Source organism: Streptomyces triticirhizae, from assembly GCF_003696235.1.
GTDB lineage: Bacteria > Actinomycetota > Actinomycetes > Streptomycetales > Streptomycetaceae > Streptomyces > Streptomyces triticirhizae.
This window is the reverse complement of the sequence record NZ_RFFJ01000132.1, coordinates 1-17,453: the sequence shown is the minus strand read 5'-3', so window position 1 is coordinate 17,453 and position 17,453 is coordinate 1. Positions and strand designations below refer to the sequence as shown.

The 17,453-nt window shown below is 72.3% G+C and carries 15 protein-coding genes; 8 read left to right on the top strand and 7 right to left on the bottom strand.

The window, feature by feature from the left end; translation table 11 throughout:
* Positions 1-286: 286 nt before the first annotated feature.
* A complete protein-coding gene (locus EBN88_RS20650; RefSeq protein ID WP_122185407.1) occupies positions 287-1,006 on the bottom strand; it encodes a class II aldolase/adducin family protein in 720 nt (239 codons plus the stop codon).
* 71 nt (positions 1,007-1,077) lie between these two features.
* Here EBN88_RS20650 and EBN88_RS20645 point away from each other — a divergent pair, with 71 nt between their 5' ends.
* Both EBN88_RS20645 and EBN88_RS20640 read left to right on the top strand, forming a co-directional pair.
* Positions 1,078-2,427: an inorganic phosphate transporter gene (locus tag EBN88_RS20645; protein ID WP_325052772.1), complete on the top strand. Its 1,350-nt coding sequence runs from the start codon at positions 1,078-1,080 to the stop codon at positions 2,425-2,427.
* A gap of 33 nt (positions 2,428-2,460) precedes the next feature.
* The gene (locus EBN88_RS20640) at positions 2,461-2,670 is read left to right on the top strand and encodes a hypothetical protein (protein ID WP_122185406.1); all 210 of its coding nucleotides are present in this window, start codon (positions 2,461-2,463) and stop codon (positions 2,668-2,670) included.
* A gap of 93 nt (positions 2,671-2,763) precedes the next feature.
* Here the strand turns inward: EBN88_RS20640 and EBN88_RS20635 are convergent, their stop codons facing one another.
* Together EBN88_RS20635 and EBN88_RS20630 are read right to left on the bottom strand one after the other, a co-directional pair.
* Positions 2,764-3,717, bottom strand: a complete 954-nt coding sequence (locus EBN88_RS20635; protein ID WP_122185405.1) for an SCO1860 family LAETG-anchored protein — start codon at positions 3,715-3,717, stop codon at positions 2,764-2,766.
* 896 nt (positions 3,718-4,613) lie between these two features.
* The gene (locus EBN88_RS20630; RefSeq protein ID WP_122185404.1) at positions 4,614-5,723 is read right to left on the bottom strand and encodes an amidohydrolase family protein; all 1,110 of its coding nucleotides are present in this window, start codon (positions 5,721-5,723) and stop codon (positions 4,614-4,616) included.
* 232 nt (positions 5,724-5,955) lie between these two features.
* Here EBN88_RS20630 and EBN88_RS32020 point away from each other — a divergent pair, with 232 nt between their 5' ends.
* From EBN88_RS32020 to thpD, 6 genes are all read left to right on the top strand, one after another.
* On the top strand, positions 5,956-6,534 hold the full coding sequence (locus EBN88_RS32020) for a SigE family RNA polymerase sigma factor (protein WP_233580812.1): 579 nt from the start codon (positions 5,956-5,958) through the stop codon (positions 6,532-6,534).
* Between the two features lie 115 nt (positions 6,535-6,649).
* On the top strand, positions 6,650-7,300 hold the full coding sequence (locus tag EBN88_RS20620) for a hypothetical protein (protein ID WP_122185402.1): 651 nt from the start codon (positions 6,650-6,652) through the stop codon (positions 7,298-7,300).
* A 418-nt stretch (positions 7,301-7,718) separates the two neighbouring features.
* A complete protein-coding gene (gene ectA / locus EBN88_RS20615) occupies positions 7,719-8,303 on the top strand; it encodes a diaminobutyrate acetyltransferase (protein ID WP_122185401.1) in 585 nt (194 codons plus the stop codon).
* Between the two features lie 37 nt (positions 8,304-8,340).
* The gene (ectB, locus tag EBN88_RS20610; RefSeq protein WP_122185400.1) at positions 8,341-9,609 is read left to right on the top strand and encodes a diaminobutyrate--2-oxoglutarate transaminase; all 1,269 of its coding nucleotides are present in this window, start codon (positions 8,341-8,343) and stop codon (positions 9,607-9,609) included.
* A gap of 101 nt (positions 9,610-9,710) precedes the next feature.
* Positions 9,711-10,106: an ectoine synthase gene (locus EBN88_RS20605; protein WP_122185399.1), complete on the top strand. Its 396-nt coding sequence runs from the start codon at positions 9,711-9,713 to the stop codon at positions 10,104-10,106.
* 19 nt (positions 10,107-10,125) lie between these two features.
* Positions 10,126-11,025, top strand: coding sequence for an ectoine hydroxylase (gene thpD, locus EBN88_RS20600; protein WP_122185398.1), 900 nt, complete (start codon positions 10,126-10,128; stop codon positions 11,023-11,025).
* An 89-nt stretch (positions 11,026-11,114) separates the two neighbouring features.
* Here the strand turns inward: thpD and EBN88_RS20595 are convergent, their stop codons facing one another.
* The 4 genes from EBN88_RS20595 to EBN88_RS30675 all read right to left on the bottom strand — a co-directional run.
* The gene (locus tag EBN88_RS20595; RefSeq protein ID WP_147472780.1) at positions 11,115-11,666 is read right to left on the bottom strand and encodes a hypothetical protein; all 552 of its coding nucleotides are present in this window, start codon (positions 11,664-11,666) and stop codon (positions 11,115-11,117) included.
* Between the two features lie 11 nt (positions 11,667-11,677).
* Positions 11,678-16,150 carry a DUF6531 domain-containing protein gene (locus EBN88_RS20590; RefSeq protein WP_325052773.1) on the bottom strand — a complete coding sequence of 1,491 codons (4,473 nt, stop codon included), beginning with the start codon at positions 16,148-16,150 and terminating at the stop codon, positions 11,678-11,680.
* A gap of 299 nt (positions 16,151-16,449) precedes the next feature.
* Complete coding sequence (locus EBN88_RS20585; RefSeq protein WP_122185395.1) at positions 16,450-17,112, bottom strand: DUF305 domain-containing protein; 663 nt, start codon at positions 17,110-17,112, stop codon at positions 16,450-16,452.
* A 114-nt stretch (positions 17,113-17,226) separates the two neighbouring features.
* Positions 17,227-17,453, bottom strand: a 227-nt coding sequence (locus tag EBN88_RS30675; protein ID WP_233580811.1) for a DUF6153 family protein, incomplete at its 5' end; no start/stop codon positions are given.

Here is a 17,453-nt window from a genome sequence, read left to right as displayed (position 1 = left end):
GCGCGAGCGGGCGGACGCGACGGCGCCCTCGGGCGGCCAACGCCGCCGGGCGGGACCCGCGGCCCGGTTACGGCGGCGGCGAGACGCCGTTCCCGCCGAGCGGCACCATGACGGCCCCGCCGCCCGGGACCGGTCGGCGCCCGTGCGAAACGCGCCCGGCTTCGCCGAAGCACCGCGCCCCCGCCTTCCTCCCGAGGCCCGGCGCCACCGGCGTCTCGACGGCAACCGGAACCCGCGCGGAGCGCACCGGCCCCCCAGGGGGCGGCCCTCCCGGCGCCCCGCAGGGTCACCGTTGGTTGCCGTAGGTGCGCAGGCGGTCGGCGACCTCGGCGAGTTGGGGCTCGGTGAGCAGGGTCGGGCGCAGGCCCGGCACGGAGCTGGCGGCGAGCCACACCTGGCACATCCACTCCAGCTGCGCCGTGTGGTCCATCGCCTGCCGCAGGTCACGCCCGTACACCAGCGTGCCGTGGTTGCGCAGCAGGCACGCGCTGCGGTCGGCGAGGGCGGTCAGGGCGGCGTCGGCCAGTTCGTCCGAGCCGTAGGTGGCGTAGGCCGCGACCCGGATCGGCCCGCCCATCGCCGCGGCCATGTAGTGGATCGGCGGCAGCTCGTCGACCAGCGTGGAGACGGCGGTGGCGCGGGCCGCGTGGGTGTGGACCACGGCGCTGGCCTCGGTCTCGCGGTAGACCGCGAGGTGGAGCGGCAGTTCGCTGGTCGGCTTGAGCCGCCCGGCGACCACCCGCCCGTCGAGATCGACGGCGAGCAGGTCGCGCGCGCCGAGCCGGTCGTAGGGAACGCCGCTCGGGGTGACGAGAACCGTGTCCCCGAGGCGGACCGAGAGGTTACCCGAGGTGCCGACGACAAGACCGTCGGTCACGGTCTGGCGGGCGGCGGCCACCAACTCCCGCCAGGCGGACCGCCACTCCGGAGGCAGCGGGCGTCGCCCGCCCGAAGGACCTGCCGAAAAAAGGAGCGAAGCAACAGCATTACGCCGCCGTTCATTCATCTTCCGTTCACCTATTCACCCTACGTTAACGGCGCTTGTCGTCCCCACCCCGCCGAATGATTGTCCGGTACATGGAACACTTCACGCTGTTGATCGCGATCGTGATCATCACGGCTTTGGCGTTCGACTTCACCAACGGCTTCCACGACACGGCCAACGCGATGGCCACCACCATCTCCACCGGGGCGATGAAGCCCAGAGCCGCGGTGGCGATGTCGGCCATCCTCAACCTGGTAGGAGCGTTCCTCTCCGTCGAGGTCGCCAGAACCATCTCGGGCGGCATCATCGACGAGGAGGCGGGCATCCAGCCCGAAGTGATCTTCGCCGGACTGGTGGGCGCGATCGTCTGGAACCTGCTCACCTGGCTCGCCGGCCTCCCCTCCAGTTCCTCGCACGCCCTCTTCGGCGGCCTGATCGGCGCCACCGCGGCGTCCGTGGGCTTCGGCGGGATCAACGGCGACGCGGTCGTCACCAAGGTGGTCATACCCGCGATAGCGGCCCCGCTGGTCGCCGGCTTCGCCGCGGTGATGGCGACCAGGCTGACCTACCGGATCACCAGGGACGCCGACGAGGCCACCAGCGCCAAGGGGTACCGGGCCGGGCAGATCGCCTCGGCCGCGCTGGTCTCGCTGGCCCACGGCACCAACGACGCGCAGAAGACCATGGGCGTGATGACGCTGGCGCTGATCGCCGGCGGCTCGCTGGCGCCCAACTCCGACCCCCCGCTGTGGGTGATCACCTCGGCCGGCCTCGCCATCGCGCTGGGCACCTACCTCGGCGGCTGGCGGATCATCCGCACCCTGGGCAAGGGCCTGACCGACATCCAGCCGCCGCAGGGCTTCGCCGCCCAGACCAGCGCGGCGACCACCATCCTGGCCTCCTCGCACATGGGCTTCGCGCTCTCCACCACCCAGGTCTGCTCGGGCGCCGTGACGGGCTCGGGGCTGGGGCGGCGCGGGGGCGTGGTCCGTTGGAACACGGTCTCCCGGATGGTCGTCGCGTGGCTCCTGACGCTGCCGGCCGCCGGCGTGGTCGGCGCGCTGGGCGCGCTGCTCGCCGAGCGCGGCGACTGGGGCGTGGCCACGGTCGCGGTGCTGCTCGTGGTGGTCAGCGGCCTGATCTGGGCCCGCTCGCGCCGCAAGCCGATCTCCCACGAGAACGTGAACGACGTCGAGCCCGTCGTCGAGCCCGCTGCCGCCGCTGCCGCTGCCGTCGAGCCCGTCGCCGACGACGAGGTGGTGACCACCGCCAAGGTGAACGGATCAGTGAACGGATCGGCGAAGAGTTCGGTGAACGGTTCCGGGAACGGGTCGACGGTGGTCGACGGCGAGCAGCCGGTGCCCGTCTCGGCGCTGGCGCCACCGGCGGCGGCCCCCGAGCCGACCCCGCCGACGGAGCGTTCCGCGCCGACCGCCCCCTGATCCGATCCGCTCACGAGTCCGAGGTCTGCACCGATGAACATCGAATGGGACGTGCTGGGCCAGGTCATCCTGGTGTCCGTGCTGCTGACGCTGGCCCTGGTCGGGCTCTTCTCGCTCGGCATCCGCACGATCGGCGGGGGGAAGGACGGCAGGGGCGGCGCCTCGGCGAGGTCGGCCGGCTATCTCTCCTTCGGGCTGTGCGCGGCGGCCGTCTGCTACGGCATCTGGATCATCGCCGCCTGACGGCACCCCGAACCCGGTGGGGCCCGGCCCCGGCACCGTTGTGCCGGGACCGGGCCCACCCTTGTCAGGCGAACGCTTGTCAGCCGAGCGCCGTCAGGCGTCTCGCGCGCCGGTCGCGCGCCGGCGCGCGACGACCATGGTGGCCGCGCCGGCGCCCAGCAACGCCAGCGCGCCGCCCACCACATACGGGCTGCTGGAGCCGCCGCCGGTCTCGGCCAGGTCGGCCTCCGGGGCCTCGCCCTCGCTCCAGCTCTGCGGCTCGGGCCCGGCCGGCTCGTCCTCCTCTCCCTCCTCTCCTTCCTCCGACGGCGGCGCCGGCGCGCCGGCCGGCGTGGCGCAGGTGGCCTCGGCCAGGGTGATCCGGCCGGTGACGGTGGCCACGTTGAGGTCCAACGGGTTGATCTCCACGGCCAGTTCGAGCGCGGTGGCCGCCGCCGAGGCGTCGGCCGACTCGCGTGCGCCCAGGGTGAGTGTGACCTGCCCGACGCCGGGCACCGCCACCTCGGTCTGCCCGGAGGAGTCCAGGGTGACGTCCTGGCCGAGCACGGTGGCGGAGGCCGGAACGGTCGTCTCGGCGACCGGCTCCTCGCCGACGGCGCAGTGCGCCCTGGCGTGGACGGCGCTGAGTTCGACCAGCGAGAGCGCGCCCAGGCCCGGGAGGTGGACGCGGGCGCCGACCAGTTCGGAGTCGGCGGTGGCCGCCGTCTCGTCAACGGTCGCCTCGGCGCTGGCGACCTCGGCCCGCAGCACGTCGAAGGGACGGCCGCCGGCCACCCCGTCGAGGGTGGCGGTGAGCGTCGTCTCGTCGGCGGGCGAGCCGTCCGCCGGCGCGCTGACCTCGTTGAGCGTCAGGGCGAGCGGCAGGGTGGCCGTTCCGTCCAGCAGCGAGACGTCGAGCGCGGTGCGCAGCACGGCGGCGTCCGCCGTGCCGGAGTTCTCCCCCCGCTGCCCGTCGTCGGCGACGGCGGGCGCGGCGGCGGCCAGCAGCGCACCGCAACCGGCAACCAGGGCAAGGGAGATGGGCCGCCCGAAGGCAGAGTTGTACACGGGTGAATAACCCCCACGAGATGGTGAACGCCGCCGCCACGCGAAGGGACATCGACGCGGCGGCGACCGGGACGTCGCCATCCTTTGGCCTGGCCGCCGCGCCCGGTGACGATCACGGAGACTTCACCCGTTCGAGGTATCCGCTCCCCGAACGGGCGTTCCCGCTGGGCGCTGGCCGCTGGGCTCCCCGGACCGGCGACGCCCCGCTGCGCGGGGTGTGGCGGGCGCGTTGCGCGGGACCGTTGAGAGGCAAGGTCCCGAAGTGCCCCTCGGCGACGAGCCGTTCACGGCCCCGGGCAGGGACGGCCACACCGGCGGAACGGCCGCCCGACGACCGGACGGGCCCCACCGTGCGGCTGGCTTCGGCCGCCGGCGCGGGCGCCCGGCGGCGACGACCGCCTCCGGTCGCGGGCCGCTGCCCAGCGAGCCGCCGGTGCCCGCACGCCGGCAGCGGCTCGCCAACGCCCGGCGGCGCGGCGGAACGCCCCCGGCCCGGCCGGGCCACGCAACGGCAACGCCCTGATCCCCAACACCGACGGCCCCGGACACGCTGCTCACCGTCGCCCTCGACGGGATGGCCGGCGGCCGCCCCTTCGACGTGCTGCGGGGGCCGACCGCCCGCGCCGAGGCGACCGTTGACGAGTCGGCGGCCACCGCCCGCGCCCACCTACCGAGGCTGGGCGCGCTCTCGCTCATCGAACCCAGCGCCACCCAGGCCGCCGGCCACCGCCCACCAGCAAAGCCGCGCCACCAGGCGGACGCACCCCGACCGACACGCACGCGCGGCCAGCAGGCCGGCACCCCAACCACGCGCACCAGCGCACCAAACACGCCACCCACCGCCCAGCGGCACAGCCGCACGCGCCGGCGCCCCGCTCGCCACGGCGGCAAGCCGCCTAGCTCACGACGTGGCCGCGCAGCACCACCCGTGTGGGGCGGGCGAGTTCGGTGAGGTCGCGGCGCGGGTCCTCCGCGTAGACGACCAGGTCGGCGGGGGCGCCCTCGGTCAGTCCCGGGCGCCCGAGCCACGCTCGGGCGCCCCACGTCGCGGCCGAGAGCGCCGCCAGCGGCGGCAGCCCGGCGGCCGCCAGTTCGGCGACCTCGGCGGCGATCAGCCCGTGCGGCAGCGAGCCGCCGGCGTCGGTGCCGGCGTAGACGGGGATGCCGGCCTCCCACGCGGCGCGCACGGTCGCGTGCCGGCGGGCGTGCAACCGCCGCATGTGCGCCGCCCATCGGGGGTAACGCTGCTCGCCGGACAGGGCGAGCCGGGGGAAGGTCGCGATGTTGACCAGCGTCGGCACGATGGCCACGCCGCGCTCGGCGAAGAGCGGAATGGTCTCGTCGGTGAGCCCGGTGGCGTGCTCGACGCAGTCGATGCCGGCCTCGACCAGGTCGCGCAGCGAGTCCTCGGCGAAGCAGTGCGCGGTGACCCTGGCCCCCTCCGCGTGCGCGGCGGCGATGGCCTCGCGCGCCACGTCGGCCGGCCAGAGCGGCGCGAGGTCGCCGCGTTCCCGGTCGATCCAGTCCCCGACCAGCTTGACCCAGCCGTCCCCGGCGCGGGCCTCCCGCCGTACCTGGTCGACGAGTTGGGATGGCTCGACCTCGTGGGCGTAGTCGCGGATGTAGCGGCGTGGCCTGGCGATGTGGCGGCCGGCCCTGATGACGCGGGGCAGGTCGTCGCGTCGGTCGATCCAGCGGGTGTCGGCGGCGGAGCCCGCGTCGCGGAGCAGCAGGGCGCCCGACTCCCGTTCGGCGAGGGCCTGTTCCTCGGAGGTGGCGTCGTCGACGGCGCCCTCGGGCCCGAGCCCGACGTGGCAGTGGGCGTCGACCAGCCCGGGGAGGGCGTAGCCGCGCACGGTGGTGACCTCGCGCGTCGAGGCGGGCGGGGTGAGGCTGACCCGGCCGTCGATGACCCAGATCGCGTCGAGCGTCTCGCCCTCGTCCCCGGCGGCGGCCGGGCCGGTCAGCACCCGGCCCGCCACGCGCAGCACCTGGCCCTGGGTCAACGGGACCTCCCTGGACGGAAGATGGACGGAACGTGAGGACGCCGCGCCGGCGCCCCGGGATCGGCGGGGAGGCCGGCCGGGAACTTCGTCTCAGTTGGGCCGGTCCGCGAGTCTCCGCAGCCTACCGATCGCCTGCTACGCTCCCAACTCCCGGGGCTGGGCGAACGTACGAACACTGAACGACCCGTCGAACAAGGGCGGGTCGAGGAGCCGCAACCCCGAGGAGGCCGGCGTGGCCAGCCCGAGTCAAGACTTCCACGCCTTCTTCGAACGCCATCACGCCGAACTCTCCCGGCTGGCCTATCTGTTGCTGGGCGGCGACGGCGGCAGAGAGGGCGCCGACGACCTGGCCGCCGACGCGCTGGTGGCGATCTGGCACCGCTGGGACCGGCTGGTCGACGCCGAGCGGCCGCTGGCCTACGCCCGGGGCGTGGTGGCCAACATGGCCCGTTCCCAGATCCGCGCCCGGATGCGGGAGCGGCGCCGGATCGCGCTGTTCTGGGCGCGGCAGACGGAGCACGCCGAGGGTCCTGACGTGCCGGCGGTGGTGGACGTGCGGGCCGCGTTGGCCAGATTGCCGTACCGGAAGCGGGCGTGCGTGGTGCTGCGGCACGCCTTCGACCTCTCCGAGCGGGACACCGCGCGCACCCTCAACATCTCGGTGGGTACGGTGAAGAGCCAGACCTCGCGCGGACTGGCCGAGTTGCAGCGGCTGCTCAGCGAGCCCGAGGTCCGCGCGGAGCGCGAGGGCGGGGCCCCGGAGATGCTGCGGGCGCTGTCCGCCGGCCCTCTCCAGCGACGCGGCTGGTGAGCGGCCGCCGAAGCGGGAGATCCGGCGATCCCCGCGATCCGGAGATCCAGTGCCCCAGCGATCCAGTGCCCCAGCGACGTAGAACGGACCCGGGAGACCGGGAGTGAGGACCCCCATGGCCGACCGCCGAGACGCTCGGGAGCTGCTGCGCGCGGCCGCCGCCGAGCACCGGCCGGACCGGGAGCGGATGCGGGAGCGCGTGCGGCGCGGCATCGCCGGGGCCGCGCCGTCCCGGCCGGCCGGGAGGCCCGCCGGGGTGCGGCGGCTGCTGGTGGTGGGCGCGGTGGTGGCGCTCGGCTGTTTCTCGCTCGGGGTGACGGCGCTGGTGGGCGTGTGGCTGGACGGGGGCGAACGGGGTGCGGCGCCGGCCGCCTCGGCCCCGGCCGAGGTGGCGCTCTCCGCGTCGGGGGAGGTCGATCCGGGCAGCAACCCCTACTGGTCGCAGAGCAATGTCACGCTGGAAACCAGCCACCCGCTGACCGCGCTGACGGTGGAGCTTCGAGTGGTGGCCGAGGAGGGGATGCGGCCGACCGGCGGCTGGCGGACGCTGCCGGCCAGCGACTTCGTCTACTCGACCGTCCGCGAGGGCGGCGACCTGGTCTTCCGCTGGGAGCTGCGGCCGGGCGCGGAGGTGCCGCCGGGCGCGCACGTCTTCGCCGGGCAGTACGACCACGACGCGGGGCCGAGGAGCGCGGGGCTCGACCGCTATCGGATCACGGGCGAGGGGCCGTCGGGTCCGGTGACGGTCAGTGGCGGTTTCCACTGATCAGCCCAGCCCGGCTCGCATTTGATCACGGGCCCGTCGATAATCCTTTCCGCACTCGACGAGAACTCTTCCGTCACATCGCGTGCCCGCTGGTCGGCGTGAATTCGGCGAACGTTTCCCACGGTTTATCGGGGTGGGGGCACGAGGCGCTTCTTCCCGGTTTTCTGATCCCTAAACCGCCTCACCCGACGGTCGTTCCACCGTCACACCAGCGGGTCAGCAGGGTCACACCGTCGTTACGAACATGTGACCAAGCTCACGAGCGCACCCGTTTTGTCCGGTAACTAACGGACAAACCAGCATCTTTCATCGACCTTATGCGCCCGGACCCACGCGCGCGCGATAACACATCTCCCCCACGTCTGTTAACCCCGGCCGGCGATGCAATCTCAACTCATGCTGGGTAAATTCAATTCGCATGACCCCCGCACAAGCAGACCATGCACGTGCCGTCGATTACTTGGAAATACCTGGGACAGTGGAAGCACCGGCAGGGCTCACGCTCGACACACCACGACTGGCGGACGGGGCGTCCCTCTGGCGGATCGCCAGAGACTCCCGCGTTCTTGACCTGAACTCTTCGTACAGTTACCTGCTGTGGTGTCGCGACTACCCGGGCACCTCTATCGTGGCGAGGGACGCGTCGGGGGAGCCGGTCGGCTTCATCACCGGATATCTCCGCCCCAACGCGCCGGCGACGCTGCTCATCTGGCAGGTCGCCGTGGACCACGCACAACGGGGACGCGGACTCGCCGCCGCGATGCTCGACGCCCTGGCCCGCAGGACGGGCCGGGAGCTGGGGGTGACCACCATCGAAACCACCGTCACACCGGACAACACCGCCTCCAACCGACTGTTCGCCGCCTTCGCCGAGAGGCACCGGGCCACGGTGCGCCACGAAGTGCTCTTCGACAGCCAGGCGTTCCCCGAGAGCGGCCACCAGCCCGAAGTGCTGTACCGGATCGGCCCGATCCGCGTCCCCGACGTCGCCGCCGCGCGCTGACCCGACGACCACTCTTCGCCACACCTGGAGATCCGCTGTGACCATCACCCAGCCCGACCTGAGCATCTTCGAGACCCTTGAGTCCGAGGTGCGCAGCTACTGCCGCAACTGGCCGACGGTCTTCGACCGTTCGCGCGGCAGCTATCTCTACGACGAGGACGGCCACACCTACCTGGACTTCTTCATGGGCGCCGGGTCGCTCAACTACGGCCACAACAACCCCGTACTCAAACGCGCCCTGCTCGACTACCTGGAGCGGGACGGCATCACCCACGGCCTGGACATGTCCACCACGGCCAAGCGCGCGTTCCTTGAGACCTTCCGCGACGTGGTGCTGTCGCCCAGGGACATGGACCACAAGGTGATGTTCCCCGGCCCGACCGGCGCCAACGCCGTGGAGGCCGCGCTCAAGCTGGCCCGCAAGGTCAAGGGCCGCGAGTCGATCGTCTCGTTCACCAACGGCTTCCACGGGATGTCGCTGGGCGCGCTCGCCGTCACCGGCAACGCGTTCAAGCGCGCCGGCGCCGGCATCCCGCTGGTGCACGGCACCCCGATGCCGTTCGACGACTACCTGGACGGGCAGACCCCGGACTTCATCTGGTTCGAGCGGCTGCTCCAGGACGCCGGCTCCGGGCTGAACCAGCCGGCCGCCGTGATCGTGGAGACCGTGCAGGGCGAGGGCGGCGTCAACGTCGCCAGGCCGGAGTGGCTGCGCGGGCTGGCGGAGCTGTGCAGGCGGCACGACATGCTGCTGATCGTCGACGACATCCAGATGGGCTGCGGGCGGACCGGCGCGTTCTTCTCCTTCGAGGAGTCCGGGATCGTGCCCGACATCATCACGCTCTCCAAGTCCATCAGCGGCTACGGGATGCCGATGTCCCTGACGCTGTTCCGACCGGAGCTGGACGTGTGGGAGCCGGGCGAGCACAACGGGACGTTCCGGGGCAACAACCCGGCGTTCGTCACCGCCTCCGCCACGCTCAACACCTACTGGGCGGACGGCCAGATGGAGAAGCAGACCCTCAGCCGGGGCGAGCAGATCGAGTCGGCGCTGCGCGCGCTGGCCGTCGAGCACGCCCACGCCGGCGCCAGCTACCGGGGTCGTGGCCTGGTCTGGGGCCTCACCTTCGACGAGGCCGACCGCGCCCGTCGGGTCTGCCAACGCGCCTTCGAGCTGGGCATGTTGGTGGAGACCTCGGGCCCGCAGAGCGAGGTCGTCAAGCTGCTGCCCGCGCTGACCGCGACGCCGGAGGAGCTGGACGAGGGCCTGCGGGTGCTGACCAGGGCGGTCCGCGAGACCGACTGACCACTGACCGGAACCGGGCGGCGGCCGGCGAGCGGCCGGTGAGGCCGGCAGCCCGGCGGGGGAACCACATCAGGACAGGAAACGAGAGGAAGCGCACCAACGTGATCGTCCGATCGCTCAGCGACATCGAGGGAACCGACCGGGACGTGGAGTCCGCGTCCGGCACCTGGCGCAGCAAGCGGCTGGTGCTGGCCAAGGAGGGCGTCGGCTTCTCCTTCCACGAGACGGTGCTCTACGCCGGCACCGAGACGAAGATGTGGTACGCCAACCACATCGAGGCGGTCTTCTGCGTCGAGGGGGAGGCGGAGTTGACCAACGAGGAGACCGGCGAGAAGCACCTGATCAAGCCCGGCACGATGTACCTGCTGGACGGCCACGAGCGGCACACCGTCCGTCCGAAGACGGACTTCCGTGTGCTGTGCGTCTTCAACCCGCCGGTCACCGGGCGGGAGGACCACGACGAGAACGGGGTCTACCCGCTGCTGACCGAGGCGTGAAAGTTACGAAGGGAGCACCATGACCACCGCACCCGAACGCACCGCCGACCTGTACCCGACCCGTGGGACCGCCGAGGTCGCGACGCCCCGGCAGGACCCCGTGGTGTGGTCCGAGCCCGGCGCGCCCGGCCCGTTCAGCGGCGAGGAGTTGGCCTCGTTCGAGCGGGACGGCTTCGCCGCCATCGACCAGTTGATCACTCCGGAGGAGGTCGCCACCTACCGGGCCGAGCTGGACCGGCTGGTGACCGACCCCGGGGTGCGCGCGGACGAACGCTCCATCGTGGAGCCCAAGTCCGGTGAGATCAGGTCGGTGTTCGAGGTGCACCGGATCAGCGAGGTCTTCGCCGGGCTGGTCCGCGACCCGAGGGTGTTGGACCGCGCCCGGCAGATCCTCGGCTCGGACGTCTATGTCCACCAGAGCCGGATCAACGTCAAGCCGGGGTTCGGGGCCAGTGGCTTCTACTGGCACTCGGACTTCGAGACCTGGCACGCGGAGGACGGGCTGCCCCGGATGCGGACCGTCTCCGTCTCGATCGCGCTCACCGAGAACTACGACACCAACGGTGGGTTGATGATCATGCCGGGCTCGCATCTGACGTTCCTCGGGTGCGCGGGCGAGACGCCCAAGGACAACTACAAGAAGTCGCTCCAGATGCAGGACGCGGGCACGCCGTCCAACGAGGCGCTGACCGAGTTCGCCGACCGGCACGGCATCCGGCTCTTCACCGGCAAGGCCGGCTCGGCCACCTGGTTCGACTGCAACTGTATGCACGGCTCGGGCGACAACATCACGCCCTACCCGCGCAGCAACGTGTTCATCGTGTTCAACAGCGTGGAGAACGCGGCGGTGGAGCCGTTCGCGGCGCCGGTGCCGCGCCCGGAGTTCATCGGCGCGAGGGACTTCACCCCGGTGCGCTGACCCGAACGCGCCGACCCGGCGCGCCACCGCGCCCCGGTGCCCGGGCCCCGCCACGATCGGCGGGGCGGGCACCGGGCGTGGTCAGGGCATCAGGGCAGGTCGGGGAGCAGGGCGGCCCAGCCGGCCAGGCGTTCGTCCCACCACTCCGGGCCGGCGTCCGACAGCAGCGCCAGCAGCGGGGTCAGCAGCAGCTTGGCGCCCCGCAGCCGACGCATCACCTCGATGTCGCGCTCGACGCGCCAGGTCGCGGCCCCCGCGCGCGCCTCGTCCTCGGTCAACGGCAGCTCGGCGAGCGCGAGTTCCACCTGGTGGCGTGGGTCGAGTAGCGGAACGCCCGGCCGGGGCGGGCGCTTTCGCAGCAGCGCCCGACTGGCCTGGAGCCGACTGACCACGGCATCCCGCCGCCGCATCGCACCGGCCTCGACGGCCGCGTCCAACGCGTACTCGAACGCGGCCGCGCTGCTCTCCCAGGACGGCCCCGTCCCCGCCGGCCGTTCGTCGTCGACGACCAACGGCCTGACCAGCTGCACCACCGTCTGCCACTCCCCGCGCGGCAGCGCCCCCGGCGCCGGCCGCCCAGCGGCCAGCTCCGCCACCAGTTCGGCGGGTTCGCGCTCCGCCCATGTCCCGTCAGCAGCCATGGCCGATCATCCTACGCAAAGCTGATCCCCGCTTCGGGAAAGGCGATTCCGGCGTTCGAGAACGCGTCGAGCCCCACCTGGAGGCTGTCGGCGTCGGGCTGGAAGTGCCCGCTGTGGTTGCTGATGTCCAGTCCGAAGTAGCCCAGCTCCATGTCGCCGGCGATGTTGGCCTCGCCCGCCGCCTGGACGGGGTTGCCCCGGCTGAGGACCGGGTGGGCTATCTCCGTGCCCTGAACGAACTTGGGCACCACGACCAGATCGCCGTTCTCCAGGACGGCCCACTTCACCTGTCCGCCGCCGATCACGTCGTCGAAAGCCTGGGTGCCCGGCCTGACCGGGGTCACACCGAGGTTGTCCGCGACCCTCAGCTCGTTGTCGAGGTTGTTCGCCATCTTGTTGTCGAAGACATGCGCCGACAGGCCGAGCGGGTCCACCGAGACCAGCGGGTTGTGCACATAGGCGTAGTGGTTCGGCGCCGGCGCCAGACCCAGCGGGTCGGGCGAGGTGTACCGCGCGGTCTCCGGGTCGTAGTGGCGGTGGTAGTTGTAGTACCAACCCGTCTCCTCGTCCTCGTACTGCCCGGGGAAGCGCAGCGGAACGCCGACCCCGTCCGGCGAGGTCCCCGCCGGCGCCCCCCAGAGGTTGCGCTGCCCGGCCCGCCACGCCACCCGCCCCTCCTCGTCGACGAGTTCGCTGGGCGCGCCGACCAGGTCGGTGACGATCGCGTAGAAGCGCCGGTCCGTCTCGTCGCGCTCCCGGCGCCGCTCCGTCTGGGCCACCGGCGCCAGACCGTGGTAGTCCCAGGTCAACGTGGTGGAGTCGGCGCCCGGTCGGCCGTGTGTCCGCTCCACCATCCTGCTGCCCGACCACACGAAGCGGGTCTCCTCCACCACCTCGCCCGAGGCGCCGTGTCGGCGCTTGGCGATCCGCCGCCCCAGCAGGTCGTAGGCGTAGGTCCACCGGTCCCCCGACGGCCCGACGACCTCGACCAGCCGGTCCTCGGCATCCCAGACGTAGCGCCACTGGTCAGGCTTACGCGAGAGGCGACGCCTGCGCACGGCCACCACCCGGCCGGCCCTGTCGTAGCGGTAGCTCTGCCGTCCCGCCGAGACCAACCGCGTTCCCGTGTAGCCGCGTTCGCCGTCGGCCTCCTGCTCGGGACGCTGCGGCCACCGCGCGGCCAGTTGGTTCCCGGAGCCGTCATAGGCGTAGGACTCGGTCCACCCGGGCGCGTGGACCCGTGTCACGCGCCCCACCTCGTCCAGCTCGAACCGCGTGGTGCCGACCGCCTCGTCGGTCATCGTCACCGGGTGGGCGCTTTCCCGGTAGCGGTAGGTGCGGTGGGCGACCCGGCTGCCCAGCTGGCTGACGGACTGGTCCGTCAGTCGGCCGAGAGCGTCCCACTGCCGTTCGAGGGTCAGGCCGGTGTCGATCTCCCGGCGGATCTCGCGGCCCAGCGCGTCGTAGTCGAAGGTCAGGGTGTGGGCCCCCGTCGCCAGCCGCACCGGGCGGCCCAACAGGTCGTACTCCAGGCCACTTCGGTGGCCCGACGGTGTCTGGCGCGTGGCCGGACGACCGAGCGGGTCGTAGGACTGCCGCACCGTGCCCTCGCCCACCGTCTCGGCGAGGACGCGCCCCAGGGCGTCCCGCTCCAGCACGACGGGCGTCCCGTCGCCCTCGGCGCGCGTCAGCCGGCCCACCGGGTCGTAGGCGTAGGTCGTGACCTGTTCGCCCGTGCGCTTGCGCACGATCCGGCCGAGCGCGTCGCGTTCGAAGGAGACCGTCTGCCCCTCCGCGTTGACCCGCTCCACGAGGCGGCCGGTGGCGTCGAGGCGATAGGTGACGGTCCGGCCATCGAAGTCGGACTCGGCCACCAGGCGTCCGGCGGGGTCGAAGGTGTAGTCCCACGACAGGCCGTGCGGGCCGGTCACCCGCGTCAACCGCAACTCGGTGTCCCGGGTCAGCTCGTAACGGGCGCCGTCCTGACGGATCTGCGCGACGGGCAGGTCGAAGGGACCGTACTCGTAGCGGATGGTCGCGCCGTCCTGGCTCCGCTGCGTGACCAGGTTCCCCTCCGCGTCCCACTCCCAGGTCCGCGTGCCGCCGAGCGCGTCGATCTGCCGCAGCGGGTAGCCGTCCGGGGACCAGTCGAACCGACTCACCCGGCCGAGCGGATCGGTCATCTCGATCAGCCGCCCGAAGCCGTCCCGGCGGTAGGAGGTGACCTGCCCGGCAGCGTCGGTGGAGTCGAGCGGCAGCCCGGCGGCGTCGCAGCTCAGCCGGGTCACGCTGCCCGCCGCGTCCTCGACGGAGGCGAGTCGACCGCGCTCGTCGTAGGTGTAGCGAGTGCGGTTCCCGGCCGGATCGACCAGCGCGACGCGGTTCCCCCTGGCGTCGTAGGACTGGCGCCAGGTCCCGCCGTCCTGCTGGCGCACCTCCTCGGCCAGCCCCAACGCGTTGTAGGTGACGCCGATCTCCCCACCGTCGGCGCACACCACGCGGACGAGCCGCCCCTGGTCGTCGTAGGTGTAGCGGGTGGTGTGGCCGAGGGGGTCGGTGGTGGTGAGGGTGCGGTCGTAGCGGTCCCAGGTATGGGTGGTGGTATGGCCCAACGGGTCGGTGTGGGCGATGAGTTGGTAGCTGTCGTTGAACTGGTAGACCGAGTCGTGGCCCAGCGAGTCGGTGACGACCGTGCGGTGCGCGGCCTCGTCGTAGGCGTAGCGGTACTCCAACGCGCGGTCGGTGCCGGTGGTGTGGACGCAGCGGCCCTGCTCGTCGTAGGCGTAGGAGTACCAGTAGCCGTTGCGGTCCTCCCACCGGGACATCCGCGCCCGCTCGTCATAGGAGAACTTCAGCGGCAGGCCCGAGGAGTTGGTGATCTCGGCCAGCAGTCCGGCGGTGTCGTAGCCGTAGGTCAGCAGGGTCGGCTCGTCGGGGTCGCTCAGCAGCGTCAGCGCGGAGACCCGGCCGCCATCGGTGGTGATGCCGAGGTGATAGCCACCCGAGTGGTGAATGTCCGTCGGGGCACCGGCGTCGTCGTAGGCGAGCTGGATACGGTTGTCGTTCCGGTCGGTGATCGCGATCAGGGGAAGTTCGCTGCCGGCGCGGCCGTCGACGGGCGCGAAGTGCAACGTCCGCCCCGACGCCGGCTGATACACGCTCATCGGCGCCAGCGGCTGGCCGTCCCACGACAGCGACCAACGCGGCCCCTCCACCGGAAAGACCGGCTCACCCGGAATCGGACGCGGATACAGCAACGTCATCCCGTCCGCGGTGAACAACCGCGCGCCATGCTCGTCCAACACCAACCGCTGATCCAACGTGGACGCCCACGACGACCCGAACCAACGCCCGGAGCCGTAGGACGAGATGTGATGCCGCTCGACCACCAACGGCAACACGCCCGGGAGTTCGACATCCGTGGCCGACATCAGCAGTTCGCCGGTGGCCACATCCACCGGGTCACCACACGCGTTCCGCCCGTTCATCGGGACACCCTCACCCCGGGTCCGCCGCCCCAACCGCAACGCACCCTGCCGCAACCCCCGCAGACCCGTCGACGCCAACCCCTTCAACCCGCGCGCCAACCCACCCAGAGTCGTCAGACCCTTCATACCCGGAATGCAGTCCAAAGCCGCGAACGCGACATCAAGCAGCCCCGCCTCACCCTTGGCATACTTGATCAACGTGTCCGCGAGCACCACCAGCGCGGCCGCGAGGACGACCCAGGCCAGCGGCCCACCGATGATCATCACCACGATGCCCAACACCGCGACGATCACCTTGCAGACCTCGACAAGGGTGTCCCAGTTGTCGGTCACCCACTTGATCGCCTTCTCCCACCACCTCCGGTTCTGAATGCCGGCGTCGGACGCCTCCTCGATGCCCTGCGCACAGACCCGCGCCGCCTCCTCCCGCATCTCCTGCGCGTCCAGGGCGAGTTGACGCGCGGCGGCCAGGCGCTCCTCCGCGTCGTCGACCCGGGACCTGGCCGCGCCGGCGGCGGCCTCAGCGGCCTGTTGGTCGCGGGCGGCGGCACGGACGTCGGCCTCGTCGGGCGGCTCGACGTTCTCCCGCTCCCCCTCCCGCTGGAGACGTTCCGCCTCATCCCCAGCCCGACCGACCCAGTCCTGCGCATCCCCCAACGCGGCCTGCGCGGAGGCGAGATCGGCCTGGGCGGAGATCGCCCGATCCAACGCACGGTCCGCCATGCCCTGCGCGGTCTGGAGCTTGGGCCAGTAGGTATGCAGCGCCTGCGAGCAGAGGGAGTAGGAATCCTCCAACTTGGTCAGATTGTCCGGCACACCCTCAAACTCCGAACGGAAAGCGTCGGCGGACAGACCCGCCCAGTCCAACACCGCACGCTCCGACGCCAACCCCCGGATCTTCCCCAACGCCTCACCCACATCGTCGGCGAACTCCTGGAGATCATCCGCCAGATCCCGCACCTCATCCGGATCCCCCGGCGTCGGATCCCGATCCATATCCACCGGCGACCAGTCACTCGGACGCGCCATACCGCTGCCCTCCCCCGTTCAGGTCTGCGACATAGTGATGCGTACCTCACCGTAGGGGGCATGGTGCAGCGGCACCATGCCCCCTTCGCAACCGATCTGACAGAGTTTCCGACGCTCCACCGTGCCCCGTGGCAGCCACGGACGGGGGCAGGGCGGACGCCGTTCCCTGGCACGAAGAACTCCCCTCGCCCGGTCGTCGGGGCTTCGAGGACGGGCCCCGCCCCGGGCCGGGCGGCTCGGGGCGGGGTGGGGTGGCTCCCGGGGTGTCAGTCCTCGGCGGGGAGCAGTGCGGCCATCCGGTCGATCTCGGCGCGCTGGTCGGCGACGATGGTCTCGGCCAGGGCGAGAGCGTCGGCGTGGGCGCCCTCGGCCAGCTGGTTCTCGGCCATCTCCACCGCGCCCTCGTGGTGTTCGATCATCAGGTCGAGGAAGAGGGCGTCAAACGCGGGGCCCTCGGTGGCGGCGAGGGCCGCGAACTGGTCCTCGGTCATCATGCCGCTCATTCCCTGGTGCTCCTCATGCCCGCCGCCGTGCCCCGAGTGGTCCTCGGGCGCCGGCTCGGCGCCCCACTCGGTGAGCCAGCCGGTCAGCGTGTCGATCTCGGGCCCCTGGGCGGCGCTGATCTCGTCGGCCAACGCCCGTACCTCGGGGTCGGCGGCCCGGTCCGCGGCCAACACCGCCATGTCCAGGGCCTGTTGGTGGTGCGGAATCATGCCCTGGGCGAAGGCCACATCGGCGGCGTTGGGAGCGTCGGCGGCGTTGGGAGCCTGCGCGGTGGGCGCGGACGCCTCGGGGGTGGCGGCGGTCGCGTCGGCGTCACGGCCCCCGTCGTCGCCGCCGCAGGCGGTGAGGGTGAACGCGGCGAGCGCGGCGGCCCCGGCCAGCGTGGCGGCGGCGCGAACGCGCCGTGGGAATCGGGATACGAACATGGTGAGTTCACTGCCTTCTGCGCGAAGTGTGCACGGGTGGGTGCCTCGTCCCGCCGGCGTTTCCCGGCAGGGCGAGGTGGCGTGGGCGCGGCCGGTCGGGCCGCGCGGGCGCTCCTATATCCGCAGCACGCGCAGTTGGCTGAGGTCGGGCGGGCCACGCTCGAAGGGCGTGGCGGGCGTGGCGAGATGAACGGCGTCCGCCCCGTCGGGGGTGACGGCCGGCGCCGGCGAGGGGCCGGGCCAGGCCGGGGCGCCGCCGAGAGAGGCGGCGGCGCAGACCGTGTCGGCGTGGTCGGCGTGCGCGCCGCCCCCGTCGGGGTGGGCGCAGGCGGCGTCGGCCG